Here is a 25610-nt window from a genome sequence, read left to right as displayed (position 1 = left end):
GCGGGGAACCGGCCGTCGGCGAGGACGAGCAGGGCTGCGTGTGACATCGGTCGTGCCCGATCAGAAGAGGAAGTAGCGCTGGGCCATGGGCAGTTCGGCGGCCGGTGCGGGCTCGACGAGGTCTCCGTCGATCGTCACGGCGAAGCTGTCCGGGTCGACCTGCACGCGGGGCAGCGCGTCGTTCTCCCGCATGTCTGCCTTGGTGACCCCCCGGGTGCCGGTGATCGGCACGAACCGCTTGCCGAGACCGAGGCGTTCGGGCAGCCCGTCCTCGATCGCGGCGGAGGAGACGAAGTTGAAGGAGTTGGCGGCGGGAGCCCTGCCGACGGCGCCGAACATGGGACGCGGCAGAACCGGCTGGGGAGTCGGGATGGACGCGTTCGCATCGCCCATCTGGGCGTACGCGATCTGGCCGCCCTTGATGACCAGCCGGGGCTTCACCCCGAAGAAGGCGGGGTCCCAGAGGACGAGGTCGGCGAGCTTCCCGGACTCGACCGAGCCGATCTCACGGTCGAGCCCCTGGGCCACCGCCGGGTTGATCGTGTATTTGGCGACATAGCGACGCACCCGGTGGTTGTCGGACGCACCGTCACCGGGGAGCGCACCCCGCCGGTTCTTCATGACGTGCGCGGTCTGCCAGGTGCGCAGGACGACCTCGCCGATCCGCCCCATGGCCTGGGAGTCGGAGGAGATGATCGAGATGGCGCCGAGGTCGTGCAGGATGTCCTCGGCGGCGATGGTGGAAGGCCGGATGCGCGACTCGGCGAACGCCAGGTCCTCGGGGACGGCCGGGTTGAGGTGGTGGCAGACCATCAGCATGTCGAGGTGTTCCTCGATGGTGTTGACGGTGTGCGGGCGGGTCGGGTTGGTGGAGCTCGGCAGGACGTAGGGCTCCGAGACGACGGTGATGATGTCGGGTGCGTGCCCGCCGCCGGCCCCCTCGGTGTGGTAGGCGTGAATCGTGCGGCCGGCGATGGCGGCGAGGGTGTCCGCCACGAAGCCGGCCTCGTTGAGGGTGTCCGTGTGGATGGCGAGCTGGGCGCCGCTCTCCTCGCAGACCCGCAGACAGGCGTCGATGACGGCGGGAGTCGCCCCCCAGTCCTCGTGGATCTTGAATCCGAGGGCGCCGCCGCGCAGTTGGGCCCGCATGGCCTCCTGGGACATGGTGTTGCCCTTGCCGAGGAGCCCGATGTTGACGGGGTATCCCTCCAGCGCCTCGAACATCCGGGCGAGGTGCCAGGAGCCGGGGGTGACGGTGGTCGCCTTGGTGCCCTCGGCCGGTCCGGTACCGCCGCCGACGAGGGTGGTGATCCCGGACGACAGCGCCTGGTCCACCAGGGTCGGCGAGATGAAGTGGACGTGCGCGTCGATGGCGCCCGCGGTCAGGATCTTCCCGTTCCCCGCGATGATCTCCGTCTCCGGCCCGATGACGAGGTCGGGGTGGACCCCGTCCATGGTGTCGGGGTTCCCGGCCTTGCCGATGCCGGTGATGCGCCCGTCGCGGATGCCGACGTCCGCCTTGACGATCCCCCAGTGGTCGATGACGACCACACCGGTGATCACCGTGTCGGGGGCGCCCTCGGCGCGGGTGGTGCGGGCCTGGCCCATGGACTCCCGGATCACCTTCCCGCCGCCGAACACCGCCTCGTCGCCGGCCCGTCCGGGGCCGCCCGAGCGGTCCTCCTCGATCTCCACGAGCAGGGAGGTGTCGGCGAGCCGGATACGGTCGCCGGTGGTGGGGCCGAACAAGTCGGCGTAGACGGCACGGTCGAGTTCAGCCATCGAGGGCACCTCCGGTTTCGCCGCGCAGGCCGGGAACGACGCGCGCGCCTGCGAGCGGGACGAGTTCGACGTCCACGGGGATGCCGGGCTCGAAGCGCACGGCCGTCCCGGCGGCGATGTTCAGCCGCAGGCCGCGGGCCGCCCCGCGGTCGAAGTCGAGACCGGGGTTGGCCTCGGCGAAGTGGTAGTGGGAGCCGACCTGGACGGGCCGGTCGGCCGCGTTGAGGACGGTGAGACGGGTGACGGGGCGGCCCTCGTTGATCGGCACGGCCCCGTCCGCGTACAGGATCTCTCCGGGAATCACGGCGCCCCTCAGACGATCGGATCGTGGACGGTGACGAGTTTGGTGCCGTCCGGGAAGGTGGCCTCCACCTGGACGTCGTGGATCATCTCCGGAATGCCGTCCATGACGTCGGCGCGGGTGAGCACCTTGCGTCCGGACGCCATGAGTTCGCCGACGGTCCGGCCGTCGCGCGCGCCCTCCAGGATGTGGGAGGTGATCAGCGCGACCGCCTCCGGGTGGTTGAGCCGCAGGCCGCGCGCCCGGCGTCTCTCGGCGACGTCGGCGGCCACATGGATGAGCAGGCGCTCCTGCTCGTGCGGGGTGAGTTGCACGCTTCCACCTCATCGTCTCGCGCCCGGTACCTGCCCGGCCCGGTGGCACCCGTCGGACGCCGACACGTTCGTCGGGTACGGGGGCGGGCGTCACCGGCCAGGCAACGCACGTTAGAACCAAAGTTTTTCCGTCGCGTTAACTGGCGCCGCCCTGCTCCGGCGCCGGGCGGTACCCGGACGGCGCTCCGTCGGGCGGGCACGCCCGCGGCCGGCTCTCCGGTGCGGCCTCCGCGCGGCGCCGCCTCGTATACGGCGCGTACCGGCCCCGCCTCGTGTGCGGCGCGTACCTGCCCCGCCTCGTGTGCGGCGCGTACCTGCCCCGCCTCGTGTGCGGCGCGTACCTGCCCCGGGGCACGCGGCGCGTACCGCCGCGGGAGCGCGGCATGCGGTGCGGAGGCCCGGCGCCGACATGGCCCGCCGGGCGCTCGGGTAGTAATGCAGCAACCCACTGCGGCCGGTGCGGTGCGGAGCTGCCGCCGGACCGCGGGGCCGAGCCACGGCGTGCCGGGCTGCCGGCACGACGCGCTCCGCGCCGCCCCGTCACGGACCCGGCCGGCCGGGTCCGTCGCGGACGGCATCGACCGTGGCCCCGTCCACGACGCCGGATCGCCCGCGCCGGTCCGGCCCCGGATCGGGGAACGCCGCACCATCCACCCGCACACCGCCCGACGCCCCACGCCCCACGCCCCACGAGGTGAATCCCCGATGCTGCCACCGGAGTTGCCGCCGCTGCCCGCACTGACCCGTGCCGAAGCGGAGTTCGTCGACCGCTATCTCGCCGTCCTGGACCAGGTGGGCCGGATCAACCCTGCTCGGGGCAGCGACACTTACGGGGCGCTCCGGGCGGCGCAAGCGCTTGCCTCGCACGCGGCGGCCCTGCGGGACGCCCTCGCGCTGATGCACGAGCGGGGGGAAGCACAGATCCACGCCGCCACGCTGGCGCGGGCGCTGAGGGCACTGGACGGGGAGCGGCGGGCGGGGCGGGTAGCGGTACCGCCTACGCCGGGAAGCTGAGGGCACGGGGTGGGCGCCGGTCCAGGACCGCGGCCGGTGTCCGTTCGGGCGACGAGCAGGCGGGGGCCGGGATCTGCGGCATTGGCGCCGACGGACCCGGGCAGGTAGTCGCGGGTGAGCCGGAACCGGTCCGGCCATCCGGGCTCATCGGTGTCGAACGTCAGCGCCACCACGCGGCGGGCCACGCGGCGCATCTCGCGCAGCCCCGCCATGAGGTCCGCCCAGTGGTGGACGGTGGAGACGGCCATCGCGACGTCGAAGGACCGGTCCCGGAACGGGAGGCTCTCGGCCGTGGCGGCCACGCACGGCGCCGATCCGGCCGGCCGCTGTGCCCGCATGACCGCCGACGGTTCCACCGCGGTCACGGCGCGGTCGGCGGCACGTAGGAGCCCGTGCCGGCCCCGACGTTCAGCACCGTCCGCGCGTCGCCGAGTGCGTCCCGGATCTGCGCGGCGATCCGCGGTCCGGTACGCCGTGTCGCGGAGTAGGCGCCGCCGATCTCGTCGTACAGCTATGCGCCGAGCATCTCTGGTTGCTCTTCCCGTGTCACCTGCCTTCCCCTCGCCCTTGTCCCGAGTTTTCTGTCGATGGCCGCAACCACGGCGTCGGCCCGATCGCGCCGCTCCAGCAGCAGGCCGCGCAGGTGCGCGACCGCGTCGGCGGACGGGTCGCCGACGAGTTCCGCGACTCCCCTCAGACCGAAGCCCAGCCGCCGGTGGGCGAGTACCTCCCGCAGCCGCGCCACGTCGCCCGCCGAGTGGGCCCGGTACCCGGCCGCGGTCCGCCCCGACGGGCGGACGAGCCCGAGATCGTCGTAGTGATGCAGCATGCGGACGCTCACGCCCGCCAGTCGGGCCATGCGCCCCACGGTCCAGTGATCCTCCACGGCACCCACGGTGCGGCCTGACGCCACGTGAGGGTCGAGGGCGGCGCCATCGACGGCGGTGGCCGGGGCGGTGGCCTTCCCCGCCTGCCGAGGAGACCCCGGCGGGGCAGAAGCCTTCGGACCTGCCGGGCGGGGCCACTCGGCAGGACCGGTCGAGGCCGGGGTCCGGGCAGATGCACGGAGTCGGACCGATCCGCCCTGTTTCACCAGCGACACTCCGTAACGAATATCCGATTTTCCGCCCGTTCAGCGCAAGGATTCCGCCCGCTGCGCCTCTCCCCCGATTTGCGCTCCCCGGCGTTCTCCCCATCCGCGAAGTACCGCACTCCGCAAGCTCGGTGGAGACACGCCCGGTACGCGCCCCCGGCCGTGTCGGGCACTCCCCCACTCTCCCGGCGCAACGGGGGCCGACCGTACTGACTTCCTCTGCCACCTCGAAAATCCCGCACGACCTGAGTGAAGATCCGTGGGACGACAAGCCCCCGCCACCCTGACGGGGCGGTCCGCGCGGACGCCGAGTCCTGCCGCCGAGCGGATGACGGGTCGACAGGAGTGGATCGGCAGGAGTGGAGGACCCGAGCACAACGGGCCGGCCGGGCAACCGGACGTCCCTCGGGGTGAAGCCGCATCGCGCGGCCGGGCGACTTCGCCAGCCCGAACCCGACAGGTCATCCTTCACAGGCGGCTGACGAAGGGTTGCGCATGACTGCGCAGGTTCATGTCCCGTCTCTGCTCACCCGGGCCGGTACGGCCTCGGTCCTCACTCTGGCCCTCAGCTCGACGATGCTGGCCCCCGGCCTGGTGTCCGACGCCGAGGCAGCCACCACCGCCCGCGCTTCCAAGGCGCTCCGGATCGCCGCGTCGAAGAAGGGCTCCCCCTATCAGTGGGGGGCCACCGGGCCTCGCAGGTTCGACTGCTCCGGGCTGACGCTCTACTCGTTCAAGAGGGTCGGCAAGAAGCTGCCCCGTACGGCGCAGCAGCAGTACAACAAGACGCGCCACATCACCTCCTCGCAGCGCAGGAAGGGTGATCTGGTCTTCTTCCACAGTGGTCGCAGCGTCTACCACGTGGGCATCTACGCCGGCAACGGCAAGATCTGGCACTCGCCGAAGACCGGTTCCGTGGTGCGGCTGGAGCGGATCTGGACGAAGCGGGTCTGGTACGGGCGGGTGCGCTGACCGGCCCGGGTCCCGAGCCGCCCGCCGTGGAGTGGCCGGCCCGGACAGGGCGGCGCGCGACGACACCGCCGGGTCTCGCGCGCCCCGTCCGGGCCGGGGTGGTGTCAGCCCCGTACCGGCACCGACCAGGGCAGGGTGACCCACACGGTCTTGCCGCCCTCCTCGGTGGGGGTGACACCGAACCCTCCGCCGCACTCCTTGGCCAGCGCCCTGATGATGGCCAGTCCGCGCCCGTTGTCCTGCTGCACAGCCGCGGGGAGCCGTCTGGGCCACCGGGGGTGGCTGTCGGTCACCTCCAGTCGCAGTTCCTCGTCGCGGTCGAGCACCAGCCGCACCGTGAACGTGGGTGACTGGCCGCGTGTGTGCAGGACCGCGTTGGTGGTGAGTTCCGAGACGATCAGCAGGACCGTCCCGGCTTCCTCCGTGTCGTCGTGCATACCCCACTCCGCGAGTACGCGGGCCACGTGTCTGCGGGCCGCGGACACCGACACCGGATCGCTCGGCAGGGTGACATGTGCTTCCTGATGGTCTGCCATGGCGACGCCGTCCCTTTCCGCCCGGGCGACCCCTATCGGCCCGGATTGTGCCTGGCGCCAGAGTGCCACCGCATGAGCCCGTGCAGGCACGATCTGCCGAGATATGCATATATCTATCGCTCAATGCGGTGAACTCCGGCTCACCGGAGCTCGAACATTCGGCACACTTGTCTTCCAGCCGACCGGCGGAAGGAGACCGGAATGGGCAACGGCCCCGTCGTGCGCCGTCGCAAACTCGGTGAGGAGTTGCGGACGCTGCGCCACTCGTCGGGACTCACGAGCCAGCAGGCGGCATCGCTGCTCGGCTGGCACCAGTCGAAGGTGAGCAGGATCGAGACGGGCGCGAGCGGGGTGTCCCCGGCCGACGTCGGCCGTCTGCTCGACGCCTACGCCGTCGACGACCCCGAACTGCGCACCCTGCTCTCGGCACTGGCAGGGTCGGCGGACGGTCGCGACACGGGCTGGTGGCATGCCTACCGGGGTGTCATTCCGCCGCAGTACCGCGACTTCATCGCCCTGGAGGCACAGGCCGAGACGGCCAGGACCCTGGAGACCTCGGTGGTTCCCGGGTTGCTCCAGACCGCCGATTACGCGCGGTCGGTCACCGAGTCCGCGCTGGACGGGATACCGGGGGCGCATCTGGACGCCCTGGTCGAAGTGCGGCTCGCCCGCCAGTCGGTGCTGCGGTGCGACGCCCCGCTGCGGCTCACCGCCGTGCTCGACGAGGCCGTGCTGCGGCGCGAGGTGGGCGGGCGGCGCGTGATGCGGGCCCAGCTGGACCATCTCGTGGCCATGACGGAACTCCCGCACGTGCGGATCCAGTTGGTGCCGTTCAGTGCCGGAGGTTACGTCGGCCTGACTGGCCCGTTCGTCATTTTCTCTTTTCCGACAACTTCCGCACTGGATGTGGTCGTTCTTGACCACTTGACGCGTAGTCACTACCTGGAACGGAAAGAGGATCTGGAGGCGTACGGTTCCGCTTTCCGCACCATGCGGGGGCGTGCGCTCTCGCCCGAGCGGTCGAGGGACCTCATCGCGACGATCGGCCGCGAGGGGCGGCCGTGACGAACCACCGCGGGCCCGGCCGGACGGAGCGGGACGGTCCCGCCGACGTCCACCGACCCGAAGGAGCACCATGGCCGACCGACCGGCACCGGACGCCTCACCGTGGCGCCGCAGCAGCCGCAGCACCGGTATGAACAACTGCGTGGAGACAGCGGTACACGGGCCGGACCGGCTGTCCGTACGCGATTCCAAGGCCGCGGACCGGGGCCGGCTGTCCTTCTCCGCGTCCGCCTGGCGGAAGTTCGTCTCGGGCCTCGGGGAACCGGGCGAGGACGCGCGCTGAGGGCTTCTCGCGCGTGCGGCCCCGCCCGCCGGTCAGGCGACGCCCCTCGGAGCCGTACGGGCGATCGTCTCCAGGGCGGTGTCGACACGGTCGTCCGTCAGGTCGGCCCGGGCGGTGAGCCGCAGACGCGAGACGCCGTCCGGGACCGACGGCGGCCGGAAGCAGCCCACCGCGATCCCGGCCTCCCGGCAGTCCGCCGCCCAGCGGACTGCCGACTCGGGGGAAGGCGCCCGTACCGACACCACCGCGGCGTCCGGGCGTGCCGCGTGCAACCCCGCCGCGGTCAGCCGTTCGTGCATCCGGGCGGCCACCTCGCGCGCCCGGGCGGCGCGTTCCGGCTCCCTGCGCAGCACCGCGAGGCTCGCGAGCGCGGCACCCGCGGCGGCGGGTGCGAGTCCGGTGTCGAAGATGAACGTGCGGGCCGTGTTGACGAGGTGCCGGATCACCCGTGCGGGTCCCAGGACCGCACCACCCTGGCTGCCCAGGGCCTTGGAGAGGGTGAGCGTGACCACCAGCCCCTCGTCCCCCGCCAGCCCGGCGGCGGCCGGGGCTCCGCGCCCGCCCGCTCCGAGCACCCCGAGACCGTGGGCGTCGTCGACGACGAGCCCGGCGCCCGCGCTCCGGCAGACGTCGGCGAGCGCGGACAGGGGGGCCGCGTCCCCGTCGACCGAGAAGACCGAGTCGGTGACCACCAGCGCCGGCCCGCGGTGGGAGTCCAGGGCCTTCTCGACGGCCTCCGGGTCCGCGTGCGCCACCACCTCGGTCCTCGCCCGCGCCAGTCGGCAACCGTCCACGATCGAAGCGTGGTTGGACGCGTCGGACACGATGATGCCGTCCGCGCGGGAGAGGGCGGTGAGTGCGGCCAGGTTCGCCGCGTAGCCGGAGGAGAACACCAGCGCGGCCTCGAAGCCGCAGAAACCGGCGAGTTCGCGCTCCAGCTCTTCGTGGAGGGCGGTGGAGCCGGTGACCAGGCGTGAACCCGTGGCGCCCGCCCCCCACTTCCGCGCGGCGCCGGCCGCCGCCTCGATCACCTCGGGATGCCGGGTGAGCCCGAGGTAGTCGTTGCTCGCGAGGTCCAGCACCTCGGTGGCGGCGGGCCGCGGGCGCAGCGTACGGACGAGTCCGGCGGCGGCGCGGCGGCCGGACTCCTCCTCTGTCCAGTCGAACGGGGAGTAGGCCATCGGAGGGTCCCTTTTGTAGGCAGCTCACAGAGCGTAGCCGGGGGCGCAGTCGGTCAGGGTGTGGCAATACACACACACCCTCCCCCTCTCTGCTGTCGGGTTCCTCCTTGGCCGATGGCCGTGGAGTGCGTCAGGATCGACGCCATGGACCTGTTGAGCACACTGGTGGACAAGGGGTTGCGGCGCGAACTGCCGACCCGTGAAGAGGCGCTCGCCGTGCTGGCGACCTCCGACGACGAACTGCTCGACGTGGTGGCCGCGGCGGGCAGGGTGCGCCGTCAGTGGTTCGGGCGCCGGGTGAAGCTGAACTACCTGGTCAACCTCAAATCGGGGCTGTGCCCGGAGGACTGCTCCTACTGCTCGCAGCGGCTCGGCTCCCAGGCGGGCATCCTCAAGTACTCCTGGCTGAAGCCCGAAGAGGCGTCACGCGCGGCGGCCGCCGGGGTGGCCGGGGGTGCGAAGCGGGTCTGCCTGGTGGCGAGCGGCCGCGGCCCCACCGACCGGGACGTGGACCGGGTCTCCCGGACCATCGAGGCGATCAAGGACGAGAACGAGGGCGTCGAGGTGTGCGCCTGTCTGGGCCTGCTCTCCGACGGGCAGGCCGAGAGGCTGCGTTCGGCGGGAGCGGACGCGTACAACCACAACCTCAACACCTCCGAGGCCACCTACGGCGGCATCACCACCACCCACACCTATGCCGACCGGGTGGAGACCGTGCGCCAGGCCCAGGGGGCGGGGCTGTCCGCCTGCTCCGGGCTGATCGCCGGCATGGGCGAGAGCGACGAGGACCTGATCGACGTGGTCTTCGCGCTCCGTCAACTCGACCCCGACTCCGTGCCGGTGAATTTCCTGATCCCGTTCGAGGGCACTCCGCTCGCCAAGGAGTGGAATCTGACGCCCCAGCGGTGTCTGCGGATCCTGGCGATGGTCCGGTTCGTCTGCCCGGACGTGGAAGTGCGGCTCGCCGGTGGCCGCGAGGTGCATCTGCGGTCGATGCAGCCGCTCGCGCTGCACCTGGTCAACTCGATCTTCCTGGGCGACTATCTGACCAGTGAGGGTCAGGCGGGCCAGGCCGATCTCGACATGATCACCGACGCCGGGTTCGAGGTGGAGGGCGCGGACACCACGACGCTGCCCGGCCACCGGGCCGCGACCGGTGCGCGCGCGGGCTGCGGGGCGCACGACGATTCCGGTGCCTGCGGCGGCGGTGGCGGGTCGGAAGCGGGCGGCGGTTGTGCCCCCTGCGGCGGACCGGCCGTGGCGGTGGAAGCGTCGGCGGAGGCCCCGCCGACGGAGCAGGTGGCCGCCACGGCGGCGCGTACGGACCTGGTGGCCGTGCGCAGGCGGGGCGCGGGGACGGATCTCGCTCCGAATGCCTGACGCGTACGTCGAGGGGCCGGCCCGCTCCGTGGGGCCGGCCCCCGGCCTCCCCCACACCCCGTCGTCCACACTGACGCCCGCCCGGCTGCGGTCCCTCGACCGGGCGCACGTCTGGCACCCCTACGGGCCGATGCCCGGACGACAGGAGCCGCTGATCGTGGAGTCGGCCTCCGGTGTCCGGCTGAGACTGGCGGAACCCGTCGAAGGTCAGCGGGAACTGGTGGACGGGATGTCCTCCTGGTGGTCCGCGGTGCACGGTTACAACCATCCGGTCCTGAACGAGGCGGCACACGCACAGCTGGGACGGATGAGCCATGTGATGTTCGGCGGGCTCACCCATGAGCCGGCCGTCCGGCTGGCCGCCCGGCTGGTGGAGATCACCCCCGGCCCCCTCCAGCACGTCTTCCTCGCCGACTCGGGGTCCGTCTCCGTCGAGGTGGCGGTGAAGATGTGCCTGCAGTACTGGCGATCGGCCGGCCGGCCCGCCAAGCAGAGGCTCCTGACCTGGCGCGGCGGTTACCACGGCGACACCTGGCAGCCGATGTCCGTGTGTGATCCCGAGGGCGGGATGCACGAACTCTGGTCGGGGGTCCTGCCTCGGCAGATCTTCGCCGACGCCCCGCCGGACGGCTTCGACGCGGAGGTCGACGAGGCTTACGCGGAGCATCTGCGCGAGCTGATCGCGCGTCACGCCCATGAGCTGGCCGCAGTGATCGTGGAACCCGTCGTCCAGGGCGCCGGGGGAATGCGGTTCCATTCGCCGGGCTACCTGCGGGTGCTCAGGGAGGCGTGCGACGCGCACGGCGTCCTCCTCGTCCTCGACGAGATCGCGACCGGATTCGGCCGCACGGGGCAGCTGTTCGCCGCGGAGCACGCCGGGATCGCCCCGGACGTGATGTGCGTCGGCAAGGCGCTGACCGGTGGCTACCTCACGATGGCGGCGACCCTGTGCACGACGAGGGTGGCCGAGGGCATCTCGCGCGGCGAGGTACCCGTGCTGGCGCACGGCCCGACCTTCATGGGCAACCCGCTCGCAGCAGCGGTCGCCTGCGCCTCCGTGGACCTGCTGCTCGGCCAGGACTGGCAGGGCGAGGTGGCGCGGATCGGCGCGGGGTTGCGGACCGGTCTGGCGGATGCCGCCGGTCTGCCCGGGGTCGCGGACGTACGCGTTCTGGGCGCGATCGGGGTCGTCCAGCTCGACCACGAGGTGGACATGGAGGCAGCGACCCGCGCGGCGGTGCGCGAGGGCGTATGGCTGCGGCCGTTCCGGGACCTCGTGTACACGATGCCGCCGTACGTGACGGACGACGAGGACGTGGCACGGATCTGCCGTGCCGTGTGCGCCGCGGCGCGGGAAGGATGACCATGACCATTCTGGTGGTGTCGGGCACGGGCACCGAGATCGGCAAGACGATCGTGACCGCGGCCGTGGCGGTCGCTTCGGGCGGCCGGGTCGCGGTGCTCAAACCCGCGCAGACGGGAGTCGCTCCGGGGGAGAACGGCGACGCGGCCGAAGTGGTACGACTGGCGGGCGGCGAGGTCACGGCGGTCGAACTGGCGCGCTACCCCGAGCCGTTGGCACCCGCGACAGCCGCCCGGCGTTGCGGACTCGCGCCCGTGCGCCCGTACGAGATCGCCGACGCCGCGCGGAAACTCGCGACGGAGCACGACCTGGTGCTGATCGAAGGGGCGGGCGGGCTGCTCGTACGGTACGACGACGACGGGGCGACCCTGGCGGACGCGGCACGGCTGCTGGAGGCGCCGGTGCTGCTGGTGGCGGCGGCCGGGCTGGGCACGCTCAACTCCACCGCGCTGACGGCGGAGGCACTGCGTGCCCGGGGCCTCACGTGCCCGGGCGTGGTGATCGGCAGCATGCCCTCCGACCCGGATCTGGCCACGCGGTGCAACGTGGAGGACCTCCCGGTCGCGGCGGGCGCCCCGCTCGTGGGCGTGCTGCCGGCCGGGGCGGGATCGCTGCGGCCTGCCGACTTCCGCACACAAGCGCCGACTTGGCTCGCACCGGAGCTGGGAGGGGTGCGCGGGGCCGACTGATTCCGGACCCGGGACGCTTCGGTGCCGGGTGCGGGGCGGGACATCCGGCCCCTCTCCGATCGCCGATCGCCGGGCGTGGGGGCGTCGGGCTCAGCCGCACCAGTCGTGCAGCTCGTCCGCGATGTCGCGTACGCCGGCCTTGCCTTCCTTCACCAGGCGGGCCAGGTCGCGCACGCGGTCGGGGGACGTCCTTACGGGAAGCCCGGAGGCGACCAGGTATCCGTATGCCACGGCGGAGGCGAACATCGCGTTGGAGTGCTCCAAAGCCGGCACGTGCAGCAGGAGTTGGAGAAGCGAGGCGGCGCGTGCGTGGGGGCTGGCGTAGACCGGGCTGCCGAAGATCTCCGCCTCGTGCCGGCTGACGGCGGCGACGAGGGCGCCCCAGTCGGCGACGTGCGGATCTCCCGGCGTCCGGTGCTCGGCCACCATGAGCAGCCAGGAGAGATCGATGCGCAGGCTCTCGGGGCCGGGTGACGGTGATTCGGGTGACTCGTCGTGTTCCATGCAGGGAGACCGTCTCGTGAAGGGGGAGGCGCTCGGTCCGCGCGCGGGGAACCCGTCGGTTCCGGACTCAGTATTCCTCAGGCCCGGGTGCGGAGCGAACCGCTGTCGCGCGGCCCCTCCGCAGGGTCCCTCTCGTCGGCCCGGGCACCCCGGATGACCGCGGGCACCGACAGCCCGTCAGCTGTCCACGGCCTTGTCGGCTCCGGCGTGCCCGCAGGTCCGGCAGGCTGAAGCGACGGGGATCGGACCCGCGTGCGGAGCCGTCGGGCGCCGGTGTTCACACGTTCAGGCGGGGGACCGGATTCAGGAGGGACCGGTGTCGCGGGACGCCGCCGGCCGGGCGCGGTGCGCGCGGACCCTTCCTCGGCCGGCACACGACGGGGACGGGCGGCGCCACCGGCGGCGACCGGCCGGATCGGTGAAAACGCCGCGGCGGTCGTCCTAGGGACAGACCTTGAGCCCGTCCCGGTCGACGCGGTGAGTTGGTCCACGGCCTGCACGGCGGAGGGCGCCGCCTGCGCCCGCCGGGGGACGAGAGGTGCGGTCCTGAACGGTGGCGAGGGCCAGAGCGCGCAGGCCCCCCAACCGCCACGCACGCACTTCACGGCTCGGTGCCAGCTCGCCCGGAGCCATTCGGCCGGTCGCCCCACCGAGTCGAGGAGCTGGGCCGGACGGCTGCCGAAGGCGCGGCCCCGGGTGGCGAGCAGGTTGAGCCAGGTCGCCCCGCAGCCGAAGCGGAAGTCGTCCGGGTCGTCGGTCGCGATGTTCCCGAGCAACCCGGCCAAGGCCTTCGCAGCCCACTGGCGCACTCCGGCCGTGGGCGCACCGGACACCGAAACCGATGCCGAACACGTCCTCCGACCCGGACCCTGAGAACCCGCGGAGGTTCGGACCGACGAGGTCGGCGACCGGGCACGGCAGCCGCCGCAACTCAGCGCGCGACGCGCTCCGTGCCGAATTCCTCGGCGAAGACGGATTCGTACCGCTGCATGAAGTCGGCTGCCGCTTCCACGAAGGCGCGGCCCGCGTCCACCGTGCCGGGTTCCGGACGCTCCGCCAGGGTGCGGGTCGCGGTCACCCTCCTCCGCCGTGCGGCCTCGTCCGCGACGGCCTGGACCACTCGGGAGTTCAGCTGGGCTCTGGGCATCTGTCCAAGCTAGCGCCGCCCGGTCCGCCCGGGCAAGGGGACCGGGACGCGCCCCGCCCTGGGCTGGAAGCCGACCCGCCCGCGACACCCTCGCCCGCCGGGCACCCACGTGCGCCGGTCGCCCGCCACGGAGCCCGCCCGACGGCGGCGGTCAATTGCGCTCGACACCCGCATACCGCCGGTGATGGGATTCGCGCATGAGTGATCTTTCGACGGATGATCTTTCGATACGCGCCGCCACCCCCGCCGATCTGGACGAGGTGCTCACCTTCTGGAAGGAGGCCGCCGAGGGGACGAGCATCAGCGACGACCGGGACGGGATCGCGCGACTCGTGGAACGGGACCCCGAGTGCCTCCTGCTCGCGGAGCGCGACGGCCGACTCGCGGGGACCGTGATCGCCGGTTTCGACGGCTGGCGCTGCCACCTCTACCGGCTCGCAGTCCATCCGGAGCAGCGTCGCCGCGGTGTGGCCACCGCGCTACTGTCGGCCGCGGAGGAACGCTTCGTACGCCTCGGCGGGCGGCGGGGGGACGCGATGGTCCTCGACGACAACGAGCGCGCCCACCATGCCTGGCGCGCGGCGGGGTACGAGCGGGGGTCCAGGTGGAGCCGCTGGGTGAAGCCCTTCTCCCACTGACCGCTCCTCGAGAGACGGGAGACGGGAGACGGGAGACGGGAGTGATACGGGCGGGCCGAGGCCCGTTCTCATTACTTTGCTGATCCTTTACCATGTGATTCTGCTCGATCGTCACAGTGATTCCAGAACGGCCACCACAACCGGGACCAGCACGACAACCGGTACAAGAGCCAGTACGGCGATCGGCGTGTCGATCGGGATTCGATCCCCTGCCGAGAAAGGTGTGAGCGTCCGCCCATGGGCGAGCCTCCCAGTAGCCGAACCCGCCGGAATCGCGGACATCGCGCGATCCTCCACCCACTGCCCGATCATGGGACGGAGGTGAACCGATGACCGAAGTGCTTCTGCTGCTCGTGGCCGTGCTGCTCTCGATCGCCTGCGGCGCCTTCGTCGCCGCCGAGTTCTCCCTGACCACGGTGGAGCGCGGCGACCTCGAACGAGCCGTCGAGCGGGGTGAGCGGGGGGCGGCCGGCGCCCTCAAGGCCGTACGCAGCCTCACATTCCAGCTCTCCGGGGCACAGCTCGGCATCACCGTCACCAACCTGGTGGTCGGCATGCTCTCCGAGTCGTCGATCGCCAAGCTGATCCGTGGGCCACTGGTCGCGATCGGGCTCTCCCCCAGCCTGTCGCGGTCGGTCGCGCTGGTCGTCGGTACCGCCCTGTCCACGGTGGTCCTGATGGTGGTGGGTGAACTCGTCCCCAAGAACTGGGCGATCTCCTCGCCACTGAAGGTCGCCAAGGCCGTCGCCACTCCTCAACGGGTCTTCACCGCCGTCTTCCGTCCCTTCATCAGCCATCTCAACAACACCGCCAACCGCATCCTGCGCCGCTTCGGCCTCGAACCGGCCGAGGAACTGGCCTCCGCCAGAAGCCCGCAGGAGCTGGCGGCCCTGGCACGCCACTCCGCCAAGGAGGGGGCACTGGAGGCGGACACCGCCGAGCTGTTCGTCCGCACCCTCAATCTGGCCGAGCTCACCGCGGAGAACGTCATGACGCCCCGGGTCCAGGTCACCGCGCTGGACCTGCAGGCGACCGCCGAGGACGTCGCGAACGCGACCCGGGCGACCGGTCTGTCCCGCTTCCCGGTCTATCGCGGCAGCCTCGACTCGGTCGTGGGCGTCGCACACATCAAGGACGTCCTCGCGGTGCCCGCGGAGCAGCGGCCCCGCAAAAGCGTCTCCGACCTGCTGCGCGAGCCCCTTCTCGTACCCGAGACCCTCGGCGTCGACAAGCTGCTCGACCGTCTCTCCGGCCGCAAGCTCGCCATGGCCGTCGTCATCGACGAGTACGGCGGCACGGCCGGCGTGGTGACCCTGGAGGACATCGTCGAGGAGGTCGTCGGCGAGGTGCGCGACGAGCACGACCCCCACGAAACGCCCGATCTGGCGCCTGCCGGGGAGGACGCCGACGGCCGCACCCTCTGGTCGGCCGACGGCGCGGCGCGCACCGACCAGCTCCGCACGATCGGTCTGCGCGCTCCGGACGGCCCGTACGAAACCCTGGCCGGCCTCGTCGCCAACGAGGTCGGACGCATCCCCCGGGAGGGGGACAGAGTGGAACTGGCCGGGTGGCGGATCGATGTCGTGGACGCTTCCGGGCGTCGCGCCGCACGCGCCCTGCTGCACGCTCCGCTCCCCGGCGAGGACCCCCTGACGGAGGATGCCCGATGACCGTTCTCCAGCTCTTCATCGGTCTGCTGACGCTGGTCGTGAACGCGTTCTTCGTGGGAGCGGAGTTCGCCCTCATCTCGGTGCGCCGGAGCCAGATCGAGCCGGCCGCCGAAGCCGGTGACCGGCGGGCCCGCAGCGTGTTGTGGGGCCTGGAACACGTCTCGGCGCTGCTGGCGGCGGCCCAGCTCGGCATCACCCTCTGCACCCTGGTGCTGGGCATCGTCGCCGAACCAGCCATCGCCCACCTGCTGGAGCCCGTGTTCGACGCCGTCGGGGTGCCGCACGGCCTGGTGCACCCTCTGTCGTTCGTCATCGCGCTGACGGTGGCGACCTACCTCCACATGCTGCTCGGCGAGATGGTTCCCAAGAACGTCGCGCTGGCCGATCCTGCGAAGGGCGCGCTGCTGCTCGGCCCGCCGCTGGTGGCGCTGGCGAGGGGGCTGCGCCCGGTGATCTTCGCGATCAACGCGTTCGCCAATCTGCTGCTGAAGCTCCTGCGGGTGGAGACGAGGAACGAGGTCTCCGCGACGTTCTCGGACGACCAGCTGGCGTTGCTGGTGAGGGACTCCGGGGACGCGGGACTGGTGGACGACCGATCGGCCGAGCGGCTGAGGCATGCCCTGGAACTCGGCAGCCGCCCCGTCCGGGACGTGGCCATGCCGATCGCCCAGATGGTCTGCACCCCGGTGGGCACGACCCCCGAGGAGCTGGAGCGGCTGTCGGCCGAGTCCGGATACTCGCGTTTCCCGGTGATGGACGGCGAGCAGCGGATACTCGGCTACCTCCACGTCAAGGACGCCCTGGACGCGGCACCGCGCGACGTTCCGTTCCCGGTCTCCGCGATGCGCCCCATCGCCCGGGTACGGGCGGCGGCCCCGCTCGACGACGTACTGACCGCGCTCCGGCGCAGCCGTACGCACCTCGGGGCGGTACTGGACGACGACGGCCGGCTGGTCGGCACCGTCACCATGGAGGACGTGCTGCGCGAGCTCGTCGGACGACCGCGGTCCGGCTGACGGGGACGCCCGCACCCACCGGCCCGGTCGGGCCGCCGGTACGTGGAACCAGGTGCGGTGCGCGGGTCTGGGCGCGGGGCGGGTCTGAGCGCGGGGCGGGGCGGTGCGGGTCTGAGCGCGGGGCGGGTCTGAGCGCGGGGCGCGGCACCGCACGCAGTGCGGAAGCCTCGCTGCTGGTTCGGCGACGCGGGCCGCCGTGGGGCGAGGGCCCGCGGGGCGGTCGGCAGGCCGTCGGCGGCTCCGGTCTCCGCGATACGATCACGGAGCCATGGAAATGAATGCCTCTTACACCAGTTTCGTCGCGGTCGGTGACTCCTTCACCGAGGGCATGTCGGACCTTCTGCCCGGCGGTACGTACCGGGGCTGGGCCGATGTTCTCGCCTCCAGGCTGGCGGCTCGCTCCCCCGGCTTCCGGTACGCCAACCTGGCCGTCCGGGGCAAGCTGATCGGCCAGATCGTCGACGAACAGGTGGAATCCGCCGCGGCACTGCAGGCGGATGTGGTGACGCTCGTCGGCGGTCTCAACGACACCCTCCGCCCCAATTGCGACATGGGCATGGTGAGAGGGCGGCTCGAGGAAGCCGTGGAGCGACTCGCACCGTCGTGCAAGACGCTCGTGCTGATGCGCAGCCCCGGACGGAACGGCCCGGTGCTGGACCGCTTCCGTCCACGCATGGAGGAACTGTTCGCGCTGGTGGACGACCTGGCCGGCCGGCACGGCGCGGTGGTCGCCGACCTCTACGGGGCGCCGTCGCTGGGCGACCCCCGTTTGTGGGACATCGACCGGCTCCACCTCACCGCGGAAGGGCACAGCAGGGTCGCCGAGGCGGTCTGGCAGACGCTGGGGCTGCCCGCCGAGAGCGACTGGCGGATCCCCATGGAGACGACACCGCAGGTGCGCTGGGGTACCCGCCGGGTCGAGGACGTCCGCTTCGCCAGGCAGCATCTGGCTCCCTGGATCGGGCGCCGGCTCACCGGCCGGTCCTCGGGCGACGGCCGCGTCGGCGCCCAGTTCGACGCGGCCTCCGGGCGCGCCTTCTGGATCACCCCGGCGAATCCCGCCGACCCCGGTCCGGTGACCTCCTGGCTCCGGTGCGACGAGTCGCGGGACCTGTAGTCCCGCGCGGGCCCGGACACGCGATCTGGACGTGAGGCTCCGCTCGGGGCCTCATGCCCAGGCCCCGCGCGGCAATCGTGAAGACGGCGTCGTCCGCGCATACGGGACAGTGACCCCCGTCTCGTAGCAAGCCACAAACCTGGCCCCGGCGCCGACCTGCACAAACCGCCAGTAGAATCACTTCACGTGACTGCTGTGTCTGCGAAGCCTCGCATCCCCAATGTCCTTGCCGGCCGCTACGCCTCCACGGAGCTGGCCGTTCTCTGGTCCCCCGAGCAGAAGGTGAAGCTGGAGCGTCAGCTGTGGCTGGCGGTGCTGCGTGCTCAGAAGGACCTCGGGATCGAGGTACCCGACTCCGCGCTCGCCGACTACGAGCGCGTTCTCGACCAGGTCGACCTCGCCTCCATCGCCGAGCGCGAGAAGGTCACCCGCCACGACGTGAAGGCCCGCATCGAGGAGTTCAACGCCCTCGCCGGCCACGAGCAGGTCCACAAGGGCATGACCTCCCGTGACCTCACCGAGAACGTCGAGCAGCTCCAGATCCGCCTCTCCCTGGAGCTCATGCGCGACCGCACCGTGGCGGTGCTGGCGCGGCTCGGCAAGCTCGCGGGCGAGTACCGCGAGCTCGTCATGGCGGGCCGGTCCCACAACGTGGCCGCACAGGCCACCACGCTCGGCAAGCGATTCGCGACCGGCGCCGATGAACTGCTCGTCGCCTACGGGCGTCTGGAAGAGCTGCTCGGCCGCTACCCTCTCCGCGGCATCAAGGGCCCGGTCGGGACCGCTCAGGACATGCTGGACCTGCTGGGCGGCGACGCCGCCAAGCTCGCGGACCTGGAACAGCGCATCGCGGGTCACCTGGGCTTCGCCAACGCCTTCACCTCGGTCGGCCAGGTGTACCCGCGCTCCCTCGACTACGACGTGGTGACCGCCCTGGTCCAGCTGGCTGCCGCTCCTTCGTCCATCTCCAAGACGATCCGCCTCATGGCGGGGCACGAACTGGTGACGGAGGGCTTCAAGCCCGGCCAGGTCGGCTCGTCCGCAATGCCGCACAAGATGAACACCCGGTCCTGCGAGCGCGTCAACGGCCTCATGGTCATCCTGCGCGGCTACGCCTCGATGACCGGCGAGCTCGCCGGCGACCAGTGGAACGAGGGCGACGTCTCCTGCTCGGTGGTACGCCGGGTGGCGCTGCCGGACGCCTTCTTCGCCTTCGACGGCCTGCTGGAGACCTTCCTGACGGTCCTGGACGAGTTCGGCGCCTTCCCCGCCGTCGTGGCGCGTGAACTCGACCGGTACCTGCCGTTCCTGGCGACCACCAAGGTCCTCATGGGCGCGGTGCGGGCTGGTGTCGGCCGCGAGGTCGCGCACGAGGCGATCAAGGAGAACGCGGTGGCTTCGGCTCTCGCGATGCGGGAGCAGGGCACGGAGCGCAACGAACTCCTGGACAAGCTGGCGGCGGACGAGCGCATCCCGCTGGACCGTGAGCAGTTGGACGCCCTGATGGCGGACAAGCTGTCGTTCACGGGGGCCGCAGGCGACCAGGTCACCACCGTGGTCAACCGGATCGAGGCCATCCTCAAGGAGCACCCGGCAGCTGCCGGTTACACCCCCGGGTCGATTCTCTGACCGGCTGCGCCGTCCTCCTCCCGTGACACCCGAAGAGTTGGCCGCCGCCCGTGACCGCATCGTCCCCGATGTGGTCGCGGGCGGTTTGCGCGTGCTGTTCTGCGGCATCAATCCCAGCCTCACGACCGCTGCGACCGGCTACCACTTCGCGCACCCCGGCAACCGCTTCTGGCCGGTGCTCCATCTCTCCGGCTTCACACCCCGCAGGCTGTCTCCGGCCGAACAGAGTGAGCTGCCCTCCTACGGCCTGGGCATCACCAACGTCGTCGCGCGGGCTACCGCCAGGGCCGACGAGCTGCCCGCTGAGGAGTACCGTGCGGGCGGACGAATCCTGGTCGAGAAGACCGGTCGCCTGCGACCTCAGTGGCTGGCGGTCGTCGGCGTGACGGCCTACCGGACGGCCTTCGGGGAGCGCCGCGCCCAAATCGGCCCGCAGGAACGGAGCATCGGCGGTGCCCGTGTCTGGGCTCTTCCCAACCCCAGCGGACTCAATGCACATTGGACCGTTGACTCGATGGCCGAAGAGTACGCCCGCCTCCGTGAAGCCGTGGAGGAAACCGCCGCGGCCGGTGGCGGCTGAGGCGGCGCAGCCGTACCGCCTGCAGCCCCGTCAGCGTCAGGACCCTCGCACCCCTGCCTTCACCTGCTGCCCCTCCGCCTTCGGTTCCCTCGCCTTCGGTTCTCTCGCCTTCGGTTCTCTCGCCTTCAGGTCCCGTCTTCGGGTCATGTCCTCAGGCCCTTCGCCGTCATGCATGCCTTCCGCGCTCCACGCGCTCTCGCCTCTGCCTTGTGTGGGCACGCCGCTCAAGGATCAAGCAACCCGTATGGACATCAGACATCCCGGGTACGTATCGCCCACCAGCCGGCGAGCAGGGCGGCGGCCGTCCAAACGGCGGTCACCGCCATCCCGCTCCAGGGGCCGAGGCTGCCCGCCGGGTTCTTATGCAGGATCAGCTGGCCCGCCCGGTCGGGCAGGAGCTCAGCCGCTCCTGAAGCCACGTCTCCCACGACGAACGAGACGATCAGAATGAAGGGCACGAGGATGCTCATCACCGCGACCGCGCTCCGGAGCAGCGCCGTCAGCCCTGCCGCGAACAGGGCCATGAGCGCGAGATAGACGCCACTGCCCAGCACGGCTCGCAGCGCCCCGGGGTGCCCCAACCCGATCGCGAACTGCCCCATGAACAGCTGCCGCAGCAGAAAGCCGGCGAGGCCGGCCGCCTCTCCGACGATCAGAGCCGCCACACCCACGACGACCATCTTCGCGGCGTAGAACAGGTCACGGCGGGGCACCGCTGTCAGGGACACTCGTAAGGCTCCGCCCGTGAACTCCGAGGAGAGGGCGGTGGCGCCGAAGGCCATGGCAGCGATCTGCGCGAAGTTCAGCGCGTAGAAGGCTTGGAACACCGGGTCGGCATCGGGGTGATCCATCTCTGCCTGCCCCACGGTGGCGGAGACGAGCACGGAGATGGCCACCGCGACCACGAACACCGCGGCCAGAGAGCCATGGACGGCACGTACGGACCGCGCCTTGATCCACTCCGAATGAAGAGCCGCGACCGCTGCGTGCGACATGGTCATGCCTCCTTGGGTGAGGTACGGGAAACGGCGGCGAACTCGGCAGCATCCGCCGTGAGATCGAGGTACGCCTCCTCCAGGGAGACCCGCTCTTCCACGAGCTCCAGGAGAGCGATGTGCCGGGACGCCGCCAGTGCACCGATCTCATCGGCGCGGGCCCCGTCGATCCGGCACGCCCCGCCTCCCGCATCGATGGCGTCGTATCCGCTGCTGATCAGGGCGTCGCGGAGTCGTGCCCCTACGGCGGCGCGCACCCGCACTCTGGAACGACTGCGCGACGCGAGAAACCCTTCCGTCGACATGTCGGCAAGAAGTCTGCCCCCACCGAGAATGATCAGATGATCAGCGAAGGCGGCGGTCTCGCTCATCAGGTGGCTGGACACCAGAACCGTGCGTCCTTCGCGGGCAAGCCGCTTCACCAGTTCACGGATCCAGACGATTCCCTCGGGATCGAGGCCGTTCGCCGGCTCGTCCAGCATCAACACGGCAGGGTCTCCGAGCAGTGCGGACGCTATGCCCAGCCGTTGACGCATGCCGAGCGAGAACGTCTTGATCCGGCGGGTGGCGACCGGTGCGAGGCCGGTCTCCTCCAGCACGGTGTCGACCCTCCGCCGCGAAATCCCGTTGCTCACCGCGAGGGCGAGCACATGGTCGCGCGCGGTCCGCGATCCGTGCGCTGCTCCTGCGTCGAGCAGTGAACCGACCACACACAAGGGGTTGTCGAGCGTGGCGTAGGCCCGTCCGCCCACGGCCGCCGTGCCACCGGAAGGGCGGTCCAGGCCGAGGATCACTCGCATCGTGGTGGACTTCCCCGCCCCGTTGGGCCCGAGAAAGCCGGTCACGCGACCGGCCTCCGCACGGAAGGTCAGTCTGTCCACCGCTCGGGTGGATCCGTAGTCCTTCGTGAGCTGCTGCACATCGATGCTGGTCATGTACCCAGCCTGGCTGGGGCGACCCGGCGGCGTCCTCCCCCGACCGTGGGAATCCTCTCCCCCGTGCGGGGGAGGTACAGCCGGACGGGCACTGTCACCATGGCCCACATGCGCCGACTACTCGCCCCGTTTGCAGCCCCAGTGACCTACAGCCGCTGGATCCACCTCGTCGCGCCGCTGGCTCTGATAAGCGTGTGGCTCTTCGTCGCCCCCGGCGTGCCGTGGGAGCTCGCGCTGCTCGCCGTGCCCGTGGGCCTCCTCCCGGTGATGCGTATGGGGGAAGGGGTCCAGGCGCAGCTGCTCCTCACCCCCGGCGAGCGTGGCCGGGCCGACGCGACCATCTCCGTCGCTCCTGCCACGACGTGGGGTGAGAAGTGGCGCACCGTGCTCTGGCTGGAGCTGCGCCTGTTGTTGTCCATCGTCGTGGGTGTGGCCACCCTCTGGCTGCCTGCCACCTCGATCAGCCTGGTCGGTGCCGTCCGCAGCGACAGCATCGACCGCGACGGCATATTCCATCTGATCGAACCCCACGCCTGGTACGGGGCACTCGCGCCTCTGCCCATTCTTCTGCTGTTCGCGCTCGTCGTTCTCTGCGGAAGGCTCTCCACTGCGGCCGCCCGCCGGCTGCTGGGGCCGTCGAGGACCGAACGGATGTCGGCGCTGGAGGAACTCACGGAGCAGCTCCTGGAGCGCAACCGCATCGCACGTGAACTCCACGACTCCATCGGCCACGCCCTCACGGTCTCGGTGGTGCAAGCAGGTGCCGCATCCACGGCGGACGACCCGGAGTTCACGCGGCGCGCGCTCATCGCGATCGAGGAGACCGGCCGGGCGGCACTCGACGATCTGGAGCGGGTACTCCGTGTGCTGCGCGAGCCGGGAGCCTCTGCCGATCGACGGCCGACGCTGATCGCGGTGGAGCAACTGCTCGACTCCGCGCGAGGATCCGGTGTCGCCGTGGACGCCGAGGTGACCGGGTGCGTCGACCGTCTGCCCGATTCCTTGTCCCGGGAGGGGTACCGCATCCTGCAGGAGTCACTCACCAACGCGCTGCGTCACGCGGGACGGGTCCCCGTCCGTGTGCGCATCGGCGTCGAGAGGGACCACCTCGAACTCGATGTACGAAATCCGATGGCGGAGGCCACCCCCCGCTCGCCCCGGGGCCATGGGCTACAAGGAATGCGCGAACGGGCGAGACTGCTGGGAGGGAGCGCGAAAGCCGGCCCGCACCACGGCGAGTGGCAGGTTCGCGTCACCCTTCCGCTCCGAGGCGTGAGGTGAGGCTGTGACGGTGAATGTGCTTCTCGTCGACGACGAACCACTCGTGCGAACGGGTCTGCGGGCGGTGCTGGAGTCGCAGCCGGACATCGTAGTGGCAGGGGAGGCCGCGGACGGCGCGGCAGTGCTCCCCCTGGTCCGGCAGCTGCGGCCGGACGTGGTCGCCATGGACGTTCGGATGCCCCTGATGGACGGCATAGAAGCAACCCGGCTGCTGCTCCGCTCACTGGCCGACCCGCCGAAGATCCTGGTTGTCACGACGTTCGAGAACGACGAGTACGTGTACGAGGCACTGCGTGCCGGTGCGGACGGTTTCCTGCTGAAGCGAGCCCGGCCGATGGAGATCGTGAACGCGGTCCGCCTGGTGGCGGAAGGCGAGTCGCTGCTCTTTCCGGCGGCCGTACGTCGGCTGGCCTCCGAGTACGGGACGAACAGGGCCCGCGCGGTGGTGACGCGGGCGGCCCTCACCGATCGGGAGGCAGCCGTGCTCCGGTTGATGTGCCGGGGGCTTTCGAACGCGGAGATAGCGGCCAAGCTGGTCGTGGGCACCGAGACGGTGAAGAGCCATGTCAGTGCGTTGCTGACCAAGCTCGGGGCCAGAGACCGGACACAAGCTGTCATCACGGCGTACGAGTCGGGCTTCGTGGTCCCCGGCTGACAGCGGACGGGGCAACTCGACCGACCAGCCCTCCCAGCACGCACCCCCGGCAAGCCCCGGCGGATGACTCCTGTTGCCCGAGCGGGTGGCGGGAAGGGCTCGGGCGGCTTCGCCCACGGCCCGGGCGCGATGACGAGCGCGGACGGCGTGATCCAGCCACCCCGGACTCACCACCGCGTGTACATCGACTCGCGGGAGCCGGCACCCGGGCCATCGCCAGGCCGCGCAGTATCAGAATCGGCTCCGCCCCTGGCGGCGTTCGCGGTGCCTCATCCCACCGAGTACCATCCGGCAGACACAAGGGGCGTGAGGAGGACACACGTGGGGCGGCTGACCGGTGGTGACCCGTCGTTGTTGCGGCGGATCAATTCCGCGGTGGTACTGCACGCCCTGCGTGGGGCCGAGCTCCCGACGCTCTCGGACCTGACCCGGATCACCGGTCTTTCCCGGCCAACGGTCGAAGGAGTCGTCGAGGGGCTGTTCGAAGCCGGCTTGGTCGTGGAGGCACTGCCCGACGAGGGTGAAGCGCGGCGCCAGGGCCGTCCAGCCCGTCGGTTCCGTTTTCGCGCCGAGGCAGGCCATCTGCTGGGCATCGAGATCGGCCCCCACCGCGTCTCCGCGCTCATGTCCGGACTCGACGGCAGAATCATCGGGGCGGGCCAGCGAGCGGTCTCCGAGACCGCGGCCGCGGACGACCGGCTCGATCAGGTCCGAGCCGTGATCGCCGACCTGTTGCGTCGTACGGGCGTGGCCAGGAGCAGCTTGCGAGCCGTGGGGGTCGGAAGCCCGGGGATCGTGGAGGCCGACGGCACGGTCCGACTGGGCACGGCGCTTCCCGGCTGGACCGGACTCCCTCTGGGGGAGCGGCTTCGGCGCTCGTTCCGCTGCCCGGTCCTGGTGGAGAACGACGCCAACACCGCCGCCGTGGCGGAGCACTGGAAGGGCGCCGCCACGGAGTCGGACGACATCGTCTTCGTCCTTGCAGGATTGAGTCCCGGAGCGGGTTCGTTGATAGGGGGACGGCTGCACCGGGGGTACGGCGGCGCCGCCGGCGAGATCGGCGCGCTCCATCTGCTCGGGAGGGAAGTCACGCCGGAGCATCTGCTGTCCACGACCGACACGCCGCTCGACCCGCTGGACGAGCAGGCGGTGGCGGCGGTGTTCACGAAGGCCAGGCAGGGCAACAGCCGTGCTCAGGAGGCGGTCGAGCGGTTCATCCAGCGGCTGGTGCACGACGTGGCGGCCCTCGTGCTGGCTCTCGACCCGGAGATAGTGGTGGTCGGCGGCTGGGCGGCGGGGCTCGACGGGGTGCTGGACCCGTTGCGGAACGAGCTCTCGCGCTACTGTCTCCGCCCGCCGCGGGTCGCCCTGTCCCTGCTCGGGGAGGCGGCCGTCGCGACCGGCGCACTTCGGCTGGCGCTGGACCACGTGGAGGAGCAACTGTTCGCCGTGGAGGGAACGGTGACGGCC

Annotated in this window: 25 protein-coding genes, 1 pseudogene and 1 riboswitch; of the genes and pseudogenes, 16 read left to right on the top strand and 10 right to left on the bottom strand. The window is 71.3% G+C overall.

Going from position 1 to position 25610, the window contains the following annotated elements; translation table 11 throughout:
* Positions 1–60 precede the first annotated feature (60 nt).
* Genes ACFWEP_RS11380 through ACFWEP_RS11370 form a run of 3 tightly spaced genes read right to left on the bottom strand, consistent with a single transcriptional unit; the run spans position 61 to position 2397 of the window.
* Positions 61–1782 (bottom strand): urease subunit alpha, encoded by a 1722-nt coding sequence (locus ACFWEP_RS11380; protein WP_387368818.1) that lies wholly within the window; start codon positions 1780–1782, stop codon positions 61–63.
* Positions 1775–2086, bottom strand: coding sequence for an urease subunit beta (locus tag ACFWEP_RS11375; protein ID WP_387368816.1), 312 nt, complete (start codon positions 2084–2086; stop codon positions 1775–1777). The genes ACFWEP_RS11380 and ACFWEP_RS11375 overlap by 8 nt, the downstream gene beginning before the upstream one ends.
* An 8-nt stretch (positions 2087–2094) precedes the next feature.
* Positions 2095–2397, bottom strand: a complete 303-nt coding sequence (locus ACFWEP_RS11370; RefSeq protein WP_387368814.1) for an urease subunit gamma — start codon at positions 2395–2397, stop codon at positions 2095–2097.
* A 705-nt stretch (positions 2398–3102) separates the two neighbouring features.
* Here ACFWEP_RS11370 and ACFWEP_RS11365 point away from each other — a divergent pair.
* The gene (locus tag ACFWEP_RS11365; RefSeq protein WP_387368820.1) at positions 3103–3411 is read left to right on the top strand and encodes a hypothetical protein; all 309 of its coding nucleotides are present in this window, start codon (positions 3103–3105) and stop codon (positions 3409–3411) included.
* Between the two features lie 94 nt (positions 3412–3505).
* Here ACFWEP_RS11365 and ACFWEP_RS11360 read toward each other — a convergent pair.
* Positions 3506–4279, bottom strand: a pseudogene (locus tag ACFWEP_RS11360) (methyltransferase domain-containing protein); the annotation flags it as partial.
* A gap of 533 nt (positions 4280–4812) precedes the next feature.
* Positions 4813–4996, top strand: a riboswitch (cyclic di-AMP (ydaO/yuaA leader).
* A 3-nt stretch (positions 4997–4999) separates the two neighbouring features.
* Between ACFWEP_RS11360 and ACFWEP_RS11355 the strand changes: the two are divergent.
* Positions 5000–5476, top strand: a complete 477-nt coding sequence (locus ACFWEP_RS11355) for a C40 family peptidase (protein ID WP_387368812.1) — start codon at positions 5000–5002, stop codon at positions 5474–5476.
* A 104-nt stretch (positions 5477–5580) separates the two neighbouring features.
* Here ACFWEP_RS11355 and ACFWEP_RS11350 read toward each other — a convergent pair whose 3' ends face one another.
* The gene (locus ACFWEP_RS11350) at positions 5581–6012 is read right to left on the bottom strand and encodes an ATP-binding protein (RefSeq protein WP_387368810.1); all 432 of its coding nucleotides are present in this window, start codon (positions 6010–6012) and stop codon (positions 5581–5583) included.
* A 201-nt stretch (positions 6013–6213) separates the two neighbouring features.
* Between ACFWEP_RS11350 and ACFWEP_RS11345 the strand changes: the two genes are divergently transcribed.
* Both ACFWEP_RS11345 and ACFWEP_RS11340 read left to right on the top strand, forming a co-directional pair.
* Positions 6214–7077, top strand: a complete 864-nt coding sequence (locus ACFWEP_RS11345; RefSeq protein WP_387368808.1) for a helix-turn-helix domain-containing protein — start codon at positions 6214–6216, stop codon at positions 7075–7077.
* Positions 7078–7147: 70 nt separating this feature from the next.
* Positions 7148–7360, top strand: a complete 213-nt coding sequence (locus ACFWEP_RS11340; RefSeq protein WP_387368806.1) for a DUF397 domain-containing protein — start codon at positions 7148–7150, stop codon at positions 7358–7360.
* A gap of 32 nt (positions 7361–7392) precedes the next feature.
* On the opposite strand, the gene ACFWEP_RS11335 is transcribed toward ACFWEP_RS11340, so the two are convergent.
* Positions 7393–8541 carry an 8-amino-7-oxononanoate synthase gene (locus ACFWEP_RS11335; protein WP_387368804.1) on the bottom strand — a complete coding sequence of 383 codons (1149 nt, stop codon included), beginning with the start codon at positions 8539–8541 and terminating at the stop codon, positions 7393–7395.
* A gap of 144 nt (positions 8542–8685) precedes the next feature.
* On the opposite strand from ACFWEP_RS11335, the gene bioB reads away from it, so the two are divergent.
* The 3 genes from bioB to bioD are packed head-to-tail and all read left to right on the top strand — an operon-like array spanning position 8686 to position 11973.
* On the top strand, positions 8686–9921 hold the full coding sequence (gene bioB / locus ACFWEP_RS11330) for a biotin synthase BioB (RefSeq protein ID WP_387368802.1): 1236 nt from the start codon (positions 8686–8688) through the stop codon (positions 9919–9921).
* On the top strand, positions 9914–11284 hold the full coding sequence (locus tag ACFWEP_RS11325) for an adenosylmethionine--8-amino-7-oxononanoate transaminase (protein WP_387368800.1): 1371 nt from the start codon (positions 9914–9916) through the stop codon (positions 11282–11284). Before bioB ends, ACFWEP_RS11325 begins: the two co-directional genes overlap by 8 nt.
* 2 nt (positions 11285–11286) lie before the next feature.
* Positions 11287–11973: a dethiobiotin synthase gene (gene bioD / locus ACFWEP_RS11320; RefSeq protein ID WP_387368798.1), complete on the top strand. Its 687-nt coding sequence runs from the start codon at positions 11287–11289 to the stop codon at positions 11971–11973.
* 90 nt (positions 11974–12063) lie between these two features.
* On the opposite strand, the gene ACFWEP_RS11315 is transcribed toward bioD, so the two are convergent.
* On the bottom strand, positions 12064–12477 hold the full coding sequence (locus ACFWEP_RS11315; protein ID WP_387368796.1) for a fic family toxin-antitoxin system, toxin component: 414 nt from the start codon (positions 12475–12477) through the stop codon (positions 12064–12066).
* A 931-nt stretch (positions 12478–13408) separates the two neighbouring features.
* The gene (locus tag ACFWEP_RS11310) at positions 13409–13624 is read right to left on the bottom strand and encodes an antitoxin (protein ID WP_387368794.1); all 216 of its coding nucleotides are present in this window, start codon (positions 13622–13624) and stop codon (positions 13409–13411) included.
* A gap of 197 nt (positions 13625–13821) precedes the next feature.
* On the opposite strand from ACFWEP_RS11310, the gene ACFWEP_RS11305 reads away from it, so the two are divergent.
* The 6 genes from ACFWEP_RS11305 (at position 13822) to mug (ending at position 20274) form a co-directional block, all read left to right on the top strand.
* Positions 13822–14262, top strand: coding sequence for a GNAT family N-acetyltransferase (locus tag ACFWEP_RS11305; RefSeq protein ID WP_387368792.1), 441 nt, complete (start codon positions 13822–13824; stop codon positions 14260–14262).
* Positions 14263–14591: 329 nt separating this feature from the next.
* The gene (locus ACFWEP_RS11300; protein ID WP_387368790.1) at positions 14592–15932 is read left to right on the top strand and encodes a hemolysin family protein; all 1341 of its coding nucleotides are present in this window, start codon (positions 14592–14594) and stop codon (positions 15930–15932) included.
* Positions 15929–16948, top strand: coding sequence for a hemolysin family protein (locus ACFWEP_RS11295; RefSeq protein ID WP_387368788.1), 1020 nt, complete (start codon positions 15929–15931; stop codon positions 16946–16948). Before ACFWEP_RS11300 ends, ACFWEP_RS11295 begins: the two co-directional genes overlap by 4 nt.
* Before the next feature lie 268 nt (positions 16949–17216).
* Positions 17217–18065, top strand: coding sequence for an SGNH/GDSL hydrolase family protein (locus ACFWEP_RS11290; protein WP_387368786.1), 849 nt, complete (start codon positions 17217–17219; stop codon positions 18063–18065).
* 186 nt (positions 18066–18251) lie between these two features.
* Positions 18252–19694 (top strand): adenylosuccinate lyase, encoded by a 1443-nt coding sequence (gene purB, locus ACFWEP_RS11285; protein ID WP_387368784.1) that lies wholly within the window; start codon positions 18252–18254, stop codon positions 19692–19694.
* Between the two features lie 22 nt (positions 19695–19716).
* Positions 19717–20274: a G/U mismatch-specific DNA glycosylase gene (gene mug, locus ACFWEP_RS11280; protein WP_387368782.1), complete on the top strand. Its 558-nt coding sequence runs from the start codon at positions 19717–19719 to the stop codon at positions 20272–20274.
* Positions 20275–20525: 251 nt separating this feature from the next.
* On the opposite strand, the gene ACFWEP_RS11275 is transcribed toward mug, so the two are convergent.
* Both ACFWEP_RS11275 and ACFWEP_RS11270 read right to left on the bottom strand, forming a co-directional pair.
* Positions 20526–21275 carry an ABC transporter permease gene (locus ACFWEP_RS11275; protein ID WP_387368780.1) on the bottom strand — a complete coding sequence of 250 codons (750 nt, stop codon included), beginning with the start codon at positions 21273–21275 and terminating at the stop codon, positions 20526–20528.
* Positions 21272–22204 carry an ATP-binding cassette domain-containing protein gene (locus ACFWEP_RS11270; RefSeq protein WP_387368778.1) on the bottom strand — a complete coding sequence of 311 codons (933 nt, stop codon included), beginning with the start codon at positions 22202–22204 and terminating at the stop codon, positions 21272–21274. Before ACFWEP_RS11270 ends, ACFWEP_RS11275 begins: the two co-directional genes overlap by 4 nt.
* Before the next feature lie 108 nt (positions 22205–22312).
* Here ACFWEP_RS11270 and ACFWEP_RS11265 point away from each other — a divergent pair, with 108 nt between their 5' ends.
* The 3 genes from ACFWEP_RS11265 to ACFWEP_RS11255 all read left to right on the top strand — a co-directional run.
* Positions 22313–23485 (top strand): sensor histidine kinase, encoded by a 1173-nt coding sequence (locus tag ACFWEP_RS11265; RefSeq protein WP_387368776.1) that lies wholly within the window; start codon positions 22313–22315, stop codon positions 23483–23485.
* Positions 23486–23489: 4 nt separating this feature from the next.
* Entirely contained in the window at positions 23490–24140 is a 651-nt protein-coding gene (locus ACFWEP_RS11260) for a response regulator (protein ID WP_387368774.1), read from the top strand.
* Positions 24141–24461: 321 nt separating this feature from the next.
* Positions 24462–25610, top strand: a 1149-nt coding sequence (locus tag ACFWEP_RS11255; protein WP_387368772.1) for an ROK family transcriptional regulator, incomplete at its 3' end; no start/stop codon positions are given.

This window comes from Streptomyces sp. NPDC060198 (assembly GCF_042728415.1).
Classification (GTDB): Bacteria; Actinomycetota; Actinomycetes; order Streptomycetales; family Streptomycetaceae; genus Streptomyces.
This window is presented reverse-complemented; position numbering and strand designations above follow the sequence as displayed.